The sequence below is a fragment of the Streptomyces sp. E-08 genome (assembly GCF_049913095.1).
Taxonomy (GTDB): domain Bacteria; phylum Actinomycetota; class Actinomycetes; order Streptomycetales; family Streptomycetaceae; genus Streptomyces.
The window spans coordinates 3,070,889-3,081,206 of record NZ_CP183971.1 but is presented as its reverse complement, the minus strand read 5'-3'; the positions used below and the strand labels follow the sequence as shown (position 1 = coordinate 3,081,206).

Annotated in this window: 13 protein-coding genes; 10 read left to right on the top strand and 3 right to left on the bottom strand. The window is 68.6% G+C overall.

Annotated features, from left to right (window positions below):
• Window positions 1-109: 109 nt before the first annotated feature.
• A complete protein-coding gene (locus tag ACN9MM_RS14035) occupies window positions 110-1,282 on the bottom strand; it encodes a helix-turn-helix domain-containing protein (RefSeq protein WP_426363936.1) in 1,173 nt (390 codons plus the stop codon).
• A gap of 740 nt (window positions 1,283-2,022) precedes the next feature.
• Between ACN9MM_RS14035 and ACN9MM_RS14030 the strand changes: the two genes are divergently transcribed.
• Together ACN9MM_RS14030 and ACN9MM_RS14025 are read left to right on the top strand one after the other, a co-directional pair.
• Complete coding sequence (locus tag ACN9MM_RS14030) at window positions 2,023-2,469, top strand: winged helix-turn-helix domain-containing protein (RefSeq protein ID WP_426363935.1); 447 nt, start codon at window positions 2,023-2,025, stop codon at window positions 2,467-2,469.
• Between the two features lie 11 nt (window positions 2,470-2,480).
• The gene (locus ACN9MM_RS14025; RefSeq protein WP_426363934.1) at window positions 2,481-3,044 is read left to right on the top strand and encodes an HD domain-containing protein; all 564 of its coding nucleotides are present in this window, start codon (window positions 2,481-2,483) and stop codon (window positions 3,042-3,044) included.
• On the opposite strand, the gene ACN9MM_RS14020 is transcribed toward ACN9MM_RS14025, so the two are convergent.
• Together ACN9MM_RS14020 and ACN9MM_RS14015 are read right to left on the bottom strand one after the other, a co-directional pair.
• Window positions 3,032-3,505 carry an NUDIX hydrolase gene (locus ACN9MM_RS14020; protein ID WP_426363933.1) on the bottom strand — a complete coding sequence of 158 codons (474 nt, stop codon included), beginning with the start codon at window positions 3,503-3,505 and terminating at the stop codon, window positions 3,032-3,034. The two genes, ACN9MM_RS14025 and ACN9MM_RS14020, sit on opposite strands and share 13 nt — an antisense overlap.
• A complete protein-coding gene (locus tag ACN9MM_RS14015) occupies window positions 3,502-4,272 on the bottom strand; it encodes a helix-turn-helix domain-containing protein (RefSeq protein WP_426363932.1) in 771 nt (256 codons plus the stop codon). The genes ACN9MM_RS14020 and ACN9MM_RS14015 overlap by 4 nt, the downstream gene beginning before the upstream one ends.
• A 656-nt stretch (window positions 4,273-4,928) precedes the next feature.
• On the opposite strand from ACN9MM_RS14015, the gene ACN9MM_RS14010 reads away from it, so the two are divergent.
• Genes ACN9MM_RS14010 through traB form a run of 8 tightly spaced genes read left to right on the top strand, consistent with a single transcriptional unit; the run spans window position 4,929 to window position 10,302 of the window.
• Window positions 4,929-5,195: a DUF6284 family protein gene (locus ACN9MM_RS14010; protein ID WP_426363931.1), complete on the top strand. Its 267-nt coding sequence runs from the start codon at window positions 4,929-4,931 to the stop codon at window positions 5,193-5,195.
• The gene (locus ACN9MM_RS14005; RefSeq protein ID WP_426363930.1) at window positions 5,192-5,530 is read left to right on the top strand and encodes a hypothetical protein; all 339 of its coding nucleotides are present in this window, start codon (window positions 5,192-5,194) and stop codon (window positions 5,528-5,530) included. The genes ACN9MM_RS14010 and ACN9MM_RS14005 overlap by 4 nt, the downstream gene beginning before the upstream one ends.
• Entirely contained in the window at window positions 5,527-6,558 is a 1,032-nt protein-coding gene (locus tag ACN9MM_RS14000) for a DUF2637 domain-containing protein (RefSeq protein ID WP_426363929.1), read from the top strand. Before ACN9MM_RS14005 ends, ACN9MM_RS14000 begins: the two co-directional genes overlap by 4 nt.
• Window positions 6,555-6,785 (top strand): hypothetical protein, encoded by a 231-nt coding sequence (locus ACN9MM_RS13995; RefSeq protein WP_426363928.1) that lies wholly within the window; start codon window positions 6,555-6,557, stop codon window positions 6,783-6,785. The genes ACN9MM_RS14000 and ACN9MM_RS13995 overlap by 4 nt, the downstream gene beginning before the upstream one ends.
• On the top strand, window positions 6,785-7,120 hold the full coding sequence (locus ACN9MM_RS13990) for an RRQRL motif-containing zinc-binding protein (protein ID WP_426363927.1): 336 nt from the start codon (window positions 6,785-6,787) through the stop codon (window positions 7,118-7,120). The genes ACN9MM_RS13995 and ACN9MM_RS13990 overlap by 1 nt, the downstream gene beginning before the upstream one ends.
• Before the next feature lie 30 nt (window positions 7,121-7,150).
• Window positions 7,151-7,657 (top strand): hypothetical protein, encoded by a 507-nt coding sequence (locus tag ACN9MM_RS13985; RefSeq protein ID WP_426363926.1) that lies wholly within the window; start codon window positions 7,151-7,153, stop codon window positions 7,655-7,657.
• A 17-nt stretch (window positions 7,658-7,674) separates the two neighbouring features.
• Window positions 7,675-8,238 carry a plasmid transfer protein TraA gene (gene traA / locus ACN9MM_RS13980; protein WP_426363925.1) on the top strand — a complete coding sequence of 188 codons (564 nt, stop codon included), beginning with the start codon at window positions 7,675-7,677 and terminating at the stop codon, window positions 8,236-8,238.
• A 24-nt stretch (window positions 8,239-8,262) separates the two neighbouring features.
• Window positions 8,263-10,302, top strand: a complete 2,040-nt coding sequence (gene traB / locus ACN9MM_RS13975; RefSeq protein ID WP_426363924.1) for a plasmid transfer protein TraB — start codon at window positions 8,263-8,265, stop codon at window positions 10,300-10,302.
• Window positions 10,303-10,318 lie beyond the last annotated feature (16 nt).

The window sequence follows — 10,318 nt, the reverse complement described above, 5'->3', positions numbered from 1 at the left end:
CGATTGTCCCCGGCTTAACGGCCCTGGTATTGGGAGCTCGGAGCCTACCGCGCCAGACTCCGGGACCCCCTTGCAGCTACAGAGGAGCTCTTGGGGTGGCCGGTCTAAGTCATTCCTCGACATCGACCAGGGCGTGGAGGAGTTTGAACGCGGCTTCTGCTCCCTCGGTGCGGAGGACGAGATTTGCGTAAGCTGCACGCAACTCTTTTTCGCTCTCGAAATCTGCACTGTTGAAAAGTAGTGACTTCGCGGTCTGATATTCGCCGAGATCTTCGAGGATTGTTGCGTAGCTGATCAGGCGGTAATACGGAAGATCTTCCCCGAAACTGGCGTTGAGTAGCTCATGCATTCTTCTGGCCTCTTGGAGTTTCCCGCAAAGGCGTAGGACTTTAATGTAGGTGCCGAGTGCATCGACCCCTTGCCCTTCCGGAGCATCCCAGGTCGCCTCATGGGTTCGCTTGGCCATCGATTCTAGTTCGCTCCAACGATTCGCGAGCTTTAGGGCGTTGATGGCGTCATGGAGCCATGCGACGTCTTTGGGGTCTAGGCAATGGGCCTCAAGGAATAGGTCGGCCGAATCTGAATATCTGCCCACCTTGAGCATGAACTCAGCATGCACGCGCATGGTGAAAAGCGAATGTGGATTCAGGCAGCGAGCGGCTTCGGCCCAACGGAGTGCCCGGTTGAAGTCTCCCAGGTCTTCGCAGCGCCGGGCGAACCAGATTGCGCTACGGGATGCTCCTATCTCCTCGATGTCGCCATTCAGTGCCACCTTGTTGACTGCTTCGCCGTACTTGTCTCGAATTAGCTGACCGTCGCTGCTGTACCAGTATTCTGCGCCGAGTTCGCCAAGGAGCGTCATGTTCAAATAGGGGGAAGAGTCTAGGGCGGTGGTGAGGATCCTTATGCTCGTCGCGTGATCCTTTCTCTCGCGATATACCCTTGCCAGGTTGAATACGGCGGCATATTCGGGGTCGATGGTCTCCCGGTACTTAATTCTCGCCGCCTCTGGTTCACTCATGGCGATTTTCTGATAACCCTCCTCGGATTCCCTGGCCTTCACCCAAATTCTCTTGAACTCGGCTACGTCGCCGTTTAGTGCGCTGACGACGGCTTCGAGAGAGCGCCATGAGGGTACGGAATCTCCGCGAAGGACTTGATGCGCGGTGGTATGACTGACGGCCCCGTGGGTCCTCCGTGCGATCTCCCGGGTGCTGACATCTCCAGCCTCACGCTGCGCTCGCTGCAAGCGCGTCTTCAGCTCTCTGAGGTGCTCGGACACTGTCCCCCCTTGTCAGGCGTGTACGGAACTGTAAAGCGCGTGATCCCCGCTCTGCAAGGAGTCGTACTGCTTCGTCAGAGGATGGATGTCGTTGTACCGATTACAGAATCTTGCGATTCGCGAGTCCAGGGTTGAGTCATGGAATCGACCAGGAACTGGCTCAAGTGCCGAATGGTGAGCATGCGCGATTTTCTGCGGCGCTCGCGAAATCGAACCGAGGAGTCCACATCTCTCAACCCTGAACACCACGTCCGGCAGATTTGGTGGATTCTCCTTACCGGGCTCCTGCGTGCGGCGTCGCAACCGCTCTTTGATGCACTCCTGGAGCTTCTGTAGAGATGCAGGATTAGGGCTGGGAGTCTCGGCAAGGGAGAATTTGATGAGGTGGTGACTGTATAGAAGTCAGTCGTAGTGTGCGGAGCCGCCGACGCATCAGATTGTCCTAAGGCGTCCTTGGTCAAGCGCGGCGATGAGGCTATGCCCTTGAGGCCGGTGGAAGGCGGTTGGCGACTGTGCAGGAGTGGCAGCCTGGTGACGGGCTGTCTGCTCCGAACGGCTCGGTCGCCATCGCCTCTTGGCTAGGACCTCTGCCCCCACCGTCCCTTCAAGCCGGTTGGCTCTCGCCGCTCAGCACCTGGCGCAGCCGTGTCGCCTGCCCAGGTGCTGGCATTCCAGCAGAGCCGCTTCGTGCTGGCCACCTGGTCATGCGACCCTCAGGGGAGGCTGAGAGAGGAGACAACGTGACGGAGGCGAGCCCTCGTGGCACGTACATGGTCATCGCAGCGACGATTCGTGCCGAGATCGAAGACGGCGTGATCGCGGAGACATTGCCATCCGAGGCTTCCCTGATGCGTTCGCAGAACGTCTCGCGCAACACCGTTCGTAGGGCGCTGAAGATGCTGGAGGCTGAGGGGGTCGTGGAGTCCTCACCCGGTATCGGCTGGAGGGTAGCTAGCGGTGAAGACCGCCGACCCCTCGTTGACCGTATGGCGGACGTCATCGCCATGGACTCATTGGGTGTGGGTGATGCCTTCCCGTCGGAGTCGATGCTTTGCGAGCGCTTCGGGGTCTCCCGCACTGCTGTGCGTCGTGCGCTCGCCCAGATGGAGGGAAACGGCTTGCTCGACACCGTTCACGGCAAGGGGCGCACAGTGCGCTCTCTTCCAGCTTCCTCTGCGCGGCCGTAGCCTTGGCAATCATGGGGCTTACTGAGTGGGCATACTCGCTTTCTGAATCGCTACTGTCCGAGCCGTTGCCGCGCCGCTGGGCGCACTCCCTCGGGGTTGCCAAGCGGGCCCGCTCCCTGAGCCCAATCCTGGGGCGGGATGCTGAGCTGCTGGAGGCCGCTGCGGTCCTGCACGACATCGGTTACTCCCCCTCCCTCGCCACCACGGGCTTCCACCCGCTCGACGGGGCCCGGTTCCTCCGCGACCAGGAGGGCACCGACGAGCGGGTCGTGCGGCTCGTCGCTCATCACTCCTGCGCCCTCCTGGAGGCCGAGGAGCGCGGGCTCCGGCATGAGCTGGAGACGGAGTTCGAGTTGGAGCGGCCCGAGCTGGTGGACGCGCTCATCGTGTCGGACATGACGACGACGCCGACCGGCGAGCACACGACGCCGGCGGCCCGGCTGGACGAGATCGTCCAGCGATACGGCCCGGACACGATTGTCGGCCGGTTCATCCAGCGGGCGGCGCCTGAGATCCACGCCGCCAACGCGCGGGTGGAAGGGCGGATGGCCGCGGCTGGCGCTCAGCCGATGTAGGGCTCCCGGCCCGACTCGTCCAGGCCGTGCCGGATGCGCAGCCGCATGGACGGGTGAATGTCCAGGTCATCGAGGTCCGCTGGGTTTACCCAGCGGACCTCTTTCGATTCGCTGCTCGTGCGGAGGGAACCACCCACTGGGTGGGCCCGGAAGCAGATCGAGAACTGCTGCCGCACCTCGCCGTCGTCGTACGCGAGGACGTGTTCAGGGTTGGTGTAGAGCCCGACGATGTTGTCCACCTCGACCTCGATCCCGGTCTCCTCCTCAACCTCACGCACGGCCGTATTGCCGATGCTCTCGCCGATGTCGTGGCCACCTCCGGGCAGCGCCCACAGGTCGTTGTCGGTCTTGTGGATGAGCAGGAGCCGACCGCCACCGTCACGCACGACGACGGTGACCGAGGGCACCACCGAGTTGGCCTTCGGAGCCTTCGGATCGCGGAAGTAGTCGATTCGACTCATGCGTCTGAACCTCCCAGGTCCGTGGGTGAGGAGATGCGTCGGGCGCTCTCCCAGACCCGCTCGACGCTCTCAGCGTAGGCGTCGAACAGTTCGCCCCCGGGGACGCGCTGGATGTGGAGCACCGGCGCCATGTACGCGCCCACGCCGTACAGGTGGCCGTTAGCGAGCATCTCGTTATCGGCCCGGTAGATGGAGTTGTAGAGCGTGGTGCCGTGGAGCCGGAACTCGACGCCAGGGAGCCCGAACAACGGCGCGTAGTTGACCAGCGCGTTGCGAATCTTGCTCGCCATCGCTGCACCGATGCCTTCGTCGGCTCCACGGACAGCGACGGCAGCCGAGTCGGGGTCCCCGAGCATGAAGCGGACCGGGACGCCGGCCGCCGACTTCTCCTTGACCACCTGGTGGAAGGCCGCGTCCTCGGTGAGCCAGAACCCTGAGTACGCGAGGACGTCGAACTGCCGCGTCGCCCCCGCGTAGAGCTGCGGCCAGAGTCGATTCGGTACGACGGATCGGTGCGGGTAGAGCTTGACCAGTTCTGCGCCACCCGCTTCGGTGACCTCGGCCGACGTCCGCTCCTCCGGCCACAGGTACGACATCTCTCGCTGGAGGAGTGAGGCCGCTGCGTACTTGAAGCGGCGGTACGGCTGACGCTTGGGCTCGTTGATCCAGCGCTCCACCGTCTTGGCGGAGATCCCGAGCCGCTCCGCGACCTGATCAAGGGTCAGGCCGCTCTCGATGATGGCTCCGCGCAGTCGTTCATTGGCCATGTCGTGCTCTCCCCCCGACGGGACGACTTGGGACGACTTTCACCGTAGCGAGTCGTCTCGGAGCCGTACATCCACGGAGTCCAGCGTCTGCCCAGTTCAGGCCACGCTTAGGGCATCAAGCGGAGCGGACTCGCGAACCCCCAAAGAACCAAGGGACTTGACGATGCGAATTCTCCTCCCCATGATGAGGAACAGGTAGTACATGTACCTCATCGGGCTCCGGTCCGGTGAGAGGTGCTGCCCACGAGCAGAGGGCGGGGACGCTGCAATCCCGCTAAAGGCCAGGTGGAACAGGGTTTCGGCCCGTACTGGCGAGGTGGCCCGGCGACCGCGAGCAACGGCCGGCGAGTGGGGACACAGGTCCCCCTTGCAGTGCTTGTTTTCTTCCTGTCGACCCAAGGAGGTCTCGATGTACCGACGAAGACTTTGGGCGCCGTCCCTGCTGGACCGGCACGGCGGCCGCGCCTGACGCGTCACCTGCTCCGCAGTTCTGGGCTGCGGCCGGTTGCCTCCTCTGCCCGTCCGGGCCCCTCGCGGGGTGCGTACGGGCGGGGTCGAGGGGAGCCGGAGATTCCTGGTTCTAACGGCGAGAGGCCCCGGTGGTAGGACACCGGGGCCTCGGTTCGGGCCGTTCCTGCATGAGAGGAACACACCCAATGAAGTCCATCATCACACTCCCCGCCACGAGCGGGGTCCTGGCGTTCGACGGGGAGCCGTCGGATGCGGAGCTGGACGCGGTTGAGCTGGAGGTGCCGCTGATCCTGGCGGAGGTCGACCTGCTCGACGTGGAGATCATGACGATCGACCGTCCGGCCACGGAGCTGGACGAGCGGCGCGTCCGCCGGGCCCGTAACCGGGTCCTCGTCGAGCGTCGGGACCTGACGAACCGCGTCGTTGCGATGCTGACGGGCGGTGCCGCGTGAGGGCCCGGACGCTGGCGGACCTGTCCGCCCCGCTGGTGGCGCTGCGGCTGCTGGCGACGGAGTTCCCGGACCTGCCGGCGCTGTCCCTGGACGTTTCGACGATCTACCCGGACCGGCTGACGATGTCGGTGCACGACGACGACGCCGGTTTCGAGGCGTGGCGCGAGGCCCTGAACATCGACCCCGAGTCGGTCGTTCACCACGTTCAGGGCGGCGGCCGGACCCGGGTCGAGACCGCTCGCACCGACTTCGCGGGAGCGGTGGTCGAGCTGGTCGGCTACTCGCAGGTCCCGGCCATCGAGCCGGTGCCGTCGGGTGCGGGGGCGCTGTCGTGAACGGTGTTCAGATCCGTTCAGCGGAGCGGGCCCTGAGCGTGGGCACGTGGCTGATCGTGTGCGGGGCGATGCTGTACTCGGTCCTCACCGTCACGCCGCTGATGCGGGCCCACACCCCCGACGGCTGGACGTGGACGGCCCCCATCCTCCCGATCGTCGTGGACGCGGCCGTCGTCATCGTCGTCCGTCTCGACTCCGTCCTCGCCCGCCTGGGCGGGGAGGGGGGCCGATGGCCGGTGGTGCTGCGGTGGATGACCGGCATCATGACCCTGGCCCTGAACACGGCCGACTCGGCGCTGAAGAAAGACCTGGTCGGGGTGTCCGTGCACGCGGTCGCGCCGCTGCTGCTGATCGTCACCGCCGAGACCGGTCTCGCTTACCGCCGCTCCATCACCGCCGCCGTGGCGGCGCTGGAGGAGCGGGAACGGGCCGAGCGCCGGCAGCGTGAACAGGAGGCCCGGAAGCGCGCCGAGGAGGCCGAGCAGGCCGAGCGGCGGCGGGCCGATGAGGAGGAACGGCGGGAGCGGGAACGCCGCGAGTTCGACGCCCGAATGGCCCGTGAACAGCGCGACCACGAAGCCCAGCTGGCCCGTGAACAGGCCGAGCGCGTGGAACGTGCGCAGCAGGCGGAGCGGGACCGGATCGCGGCCGTCGAGCGGGCGGAGCGGGAGGCGCGTGAACGCGCTGAACGCGAGCGTGAACAGCAGCGCCAGGCCCGTGAACGCCGTGAACGTGAGGCCGTCGAGCGTGCCGAGCGCGAGCGACAGCAGGCCGTCGAGAAGGCCGCGCGTGAACAGCGTGAGCGCGAGGAGCGGGCCGAGCGTGAACGCGCCGCGCTGCTCGCCGCCGGCCCCGCGCCGGTGAAGCAGTCCGAGGAGCAGGCCCGCCAGACCGTGGCCGCCGCATACGCGACCGGAGTGCCGGTGCGGCAGGCCGCCGAGCTGTGCGGCTGGTCCGTCGGCTGGGTCTCCGCCCGCTACCAGGAACTCCGCGACAACGCCCCTGCTCTGGAAGGAGCGTCCCGGTGATGCACTCCCCGAACACCAAGCCGCCCGAGCCCGACAACTTCCTCATCCGGTTCCACTCCCAGACCGGCGCCGCCATCGACGTGGTCGGCACCACGACCTACCAGGGCTCGCGCTGGCTCTGCCACGGGTGCGGTGCGCGCTCCGGGCTGTACGACCTGTCCTACACCCGCCAGTCGGCGAACGAGCACGCCGCCGCTTGCCTGGCCACCTACCACCGGCTCGGCTGATGACGGGCCTGCCCCTCTACCGGTGGCGTCTGGCGCCGGAGGGCCTGGCGACGTTCCGGCAGCTCCGCGCGCTCGGGCTGCGGCCGGCCGGTCAGCCGGTCGTGGCGCAGCTCGAACGCCCCCGCCGCCGACGTGAACCCCTCGTCGCCTACCTCTACCGCATCGACCTGGCCCGGCCGGTACGTCCGATGACGCCGGCCCGCTGGGCGGCCCTCGCCGCGGCGAACGCCGCCCGCCGGGTCTGCCCGGAGTGCGGGCGGGACGCCGGATACCGCATCCCGCCCTCGCTCGGCATGTGCGTCCCGTGCGCGGACGCCCCCGCACACGCTGCCTGATCTGCGTTTTCCGACCTCCAGGGAGTTCCCGTGGCTCGTCGTTCCCGTCCCCGCACGGTGCAGGTGCCGTCCGGCGCCACCACCGTCCGCATCCCCACCCAGCGCGGCGCCAGGAACGCCCCGCCGGTGTTCGTCGTCGTCTCCGAGTCCCGTCCCTCGCTGTCGTCCCGCATTGCCCGCGCCGTGGGCGGCTGGGCGTGGAGCCACCGCGCCTCCTGGGCGCCGACCGGTTACGCCGTTCTCGCCTACGGCCTGGTGGCCGTGGTGCACGTGATCGCGCCGTGGATGGTCTTCGTCCTGGCCCCCGCCGCCCCGGCGCCGCTGCTCGGCCTGTGGTGGACCCGCAAGAAGCGCAGCGAGCGGATCGGGGAGCGTCCCGGCCGCCTCGCGACCTCCAGCGCGCTGGCGGCGGGCGGCGTCGGCTGGGCCGCCGCCACCGTCCACTTCGGCCCGCTGAACGCCCCTCTCGCCTGGGCGTGGGTCGGGCTCACGCTCACTGCTCAGTCGTTCTGGCTCGTCATCCGCCGCTCGAAGTGACCCGAGGAGAACCTGTTATGGCCGAGATCCCCCGCAGCCGACGTACCGCCCCCGGACGACCTAGCACCAGCCGTCCGAGCGGGAGCGGCAAGTCCGACAAGTTCGCCAACGCCGGCGCCGCCGTGGGCGGGTTCGTCGGCGCGATGGGCGGCTCGTTCGCGCCGCCGGTGAACGTCAACATCAACCGCACCGTCGTCAACGGCGGCGGCGGCAGGCGCCCGCACTCGCAGGCGCTCATGCCGGAGCCGGACTTCAGCTCCCCGGCGCAGGTGAGGGCCTACTGCAACCACCTGCGGGCCACCGCCGTCGCTCTGTCGATCGAGGTGGCGATGGGCGCGGAGATCCTCAAGAGCGTTCTGGCGGCCGTGCCGGACCCCGAGGGCCGGATCGGCGGCTCGCGGCTGCGGGCGGCGAAGGTCGCCCGCAAGCTCCAGAAGTCCGCCGACGAGCTGCGCAACGCCGCCAAGCTCGCCGCCGCGACCTACGCGGTGTTCCAGCAGGAGTACCAGGAGGAGATCAACCGCGTCCGCCACCACGCCCGCCCCCGCGCGCAGCAGCGCATGAACTGGACCCAGCAGTAGCGAAGTTGGAAGGGAGGTCCGGTCATGGCCGGACGCAACACGACCATCGAGGTCCTGGACGACGACGCCCGCGGCTCCGGGGGCAGCACGATCGGCCGCTACCTGCTCCACCGGGCCAAGCCCCACCTGCCGCCGTGGCTCGGCGTCGCCGGGACCGGCATCGCCGGGGCCCTCGGCAACCTGCGGTGGGCGGACAGCGCCGCCGCCGGCGTCGGCCTGACCGCCGTATCCGTCGCCCTGACCGGGGCCACCTGGTGGATCGGCCGCAGCAGCAGCCACCAGCGCCGTCTGCACTCCGCCATCACGGTGGCGGCCGGGTCGGCGTGGCTGACCGGCGCCTGCCTGGCCGGGCCGACCGCCGGACCGCTGGACGACCTGTACCTGATGGGCGGCCCGGCGCTCGCCCTGTCGTGGAACGTGCGCATGGTCATGCGCCGCACCGACGACTCCCCGGCCACCGCGGGCGGGGACAAGGGGCTGCTGGAGAAGGTCGGTCTCGCGCGGGCCGCGATCGGGTCGACGAAGGTCGAACCGAACCGGGTCACCGCGCAGATCGCGCTGGAGCCGGGCGAGCAGACCACCGACGACGTGGCCAAGGTGCTGCCCCGCCTGGCGTCCGCGCTCGACCTGCCCACGACCGCGCTGCGGTTCATGCCTAACGCGGACTCCGCCCGCCGCGGCGAACTCGTCATCGTCCCCGAGGACATGCTCTCCGAGGTCGTCGAGTACGACGGGCCGTCCCGGCTCGGCGGGTCGATCGCGGAGCCGCTGGTCATCGGCCGCTACGACGACGGCTCCCCGCTCATGCTCTGGCTTCCCGGCGACCCGGAGGCGGGCCGCAACGCCACCCACCTGCTGATCGCGGGCGGCACCGGCTCCGGCAAGGGCGACGGCGCCCTCAACGTTCTCACCGAGATCGTCTCCCGCACGGACGTGAACGTGCTGCTGTCGGACCCGAAGTCCTTCCAGGACTTCCGCCCGCTGCTGCCCGCGTTCGACTGGGCCGAGGAGGGCGGAGCCGGTACGGAGGCCATGGTCGAGGCCCTTCAGGCCGCGATCCCGGCCCGCACACGCTGGCTGGGGGCCCACCGCTACCGCCAGTGGAGCACCGCCGCCGCCCAGCGGCAGACCGACCCGGCCCACTCCTGCCGCCCCGACGGCACGGCGTGCGGCTGCGAGGGCATGGCCTACCTGGTCGCGTGGTTCGAGGAGGCCGCGAACACTCTGCGGGCCCTCGGCGACGACGCGTTCACCGGGATCGCGCAGGAGGCCCGCGCGGCCGGCGTCTCCCTGATCGTCTCGCTTCAGCGCCCGAGCTACGACCAGATGAGCACCAGCACCCGAGCCTCCCTGCCGTCCGTCCTCGCGTTCGGCTGCGACCCCCGCGACGAGGGGTTCGCCCTCCCGGAGACGGTCCTCGACGCCGGGGCCCATCCCGGCGCGTGGGGCAACCGCCGCCCTGGCTACTGCTACCTCGTCTCGGCCGGAGTCCCCGAGGACCGCTACCCCGCCCCGGGCCGCACGCGGCGCTTCACCACCCGCTCCATGGACGTCATGGAGCAGCTCGCGGACTGGGCCGCGGCGAACGGTGCCCCGATGGACCCGGTCACGGTCCGGGCCTTCGAGGCGACCGTCGGCAACGCCTACACCCACCGCACCCGCCACACCACCGACCCCGCCCCGCAGCTCCGGGTGGTGGGCGTCGAGGAGGCCGAGGAGATGAACACGGGCATGCTGCTCGACCCCGAGGACGACGGCATCGACCCCGACGTCGACCTCCCCGACCCCGAGGACGGCGACGACGAACCCCTCTTCGGCAGGGAGCAGGGCCGCAAGCCCACCCCCGAGGAGGTCCGCCTCCTGCTGGAACAGGCGCTGGAGGAGTTCGAGGAAGAGGGCCGGATGGTCGTCGGCCCGAAGGACTTCACCGACTGGTGCGAGACCCACGGCTACAGCCGCCCCTGGGTCTCCGCCCGCCTGAAGGACGCCTCCCTCGACGGCCGCCTGGAGCCCACGAACCAGGCTGGCCGGTGGCGGATCGTGCCCGTCCTCGCCGCCGCCTGACACCCCACAAGGCGCC

What these genes read in the sequence shown, in the direction of transcription:
- ACN9MM_RS13990 (WP_426363927.1), top strand. Translation starts at nt 6,785, where the DNA reads ATGACGGGCCTGCCCCTCTACCGGTGGCGTCTGGCGCCGGAGGGCCTG.
- traA (WP_426363925.1), top strand. Translation starts at nt 7,675, where the DNA reads ATGGCCGAGATCCCCCGCAGCCGACGTACCGCCCCCGGACGACCTAGC.
- ACN9MM_RS14015 (WP_426363932.1), bottom strand. Translation starts at nt 4,272, where the DNA reads ATGGCCAATGAACGACTGCGCGGAGCCATCATCGAGAGCGGCCTGACC.
- traB (WP_426363924.1), top strand. Translation starts at nt 8,263, where the DNA reads ATGGCCGGACGCAACACGACCATCGAGGTCCTGGACGACGACGCCCGC.
- ACN9MM_RS14020 (WP_426363933.1), bottom strand. Translation starts at nt 3,505, where the DNA reads ATGAGTCGAATCGACTACTTCCGCGATCCGAAGGCTCCGAAGGCCAAC.
- ACN9MM_RS14010 (WP_426363931.1), top strand. Translation starts at nt 4,929, where the DNA reads ATGAAGTCCATCATCACACTCCCCGCCACGAGCGGGGTCCTGGCGTTC.
- ACN9MM_RS14025 (WP_426363934.1), top strand. Translation starts at nt 2,481, where the DNA reads ATGGGGCTTACTGAGTGGGCATACTCGCTTTCTGAATCGCTACTGTCC.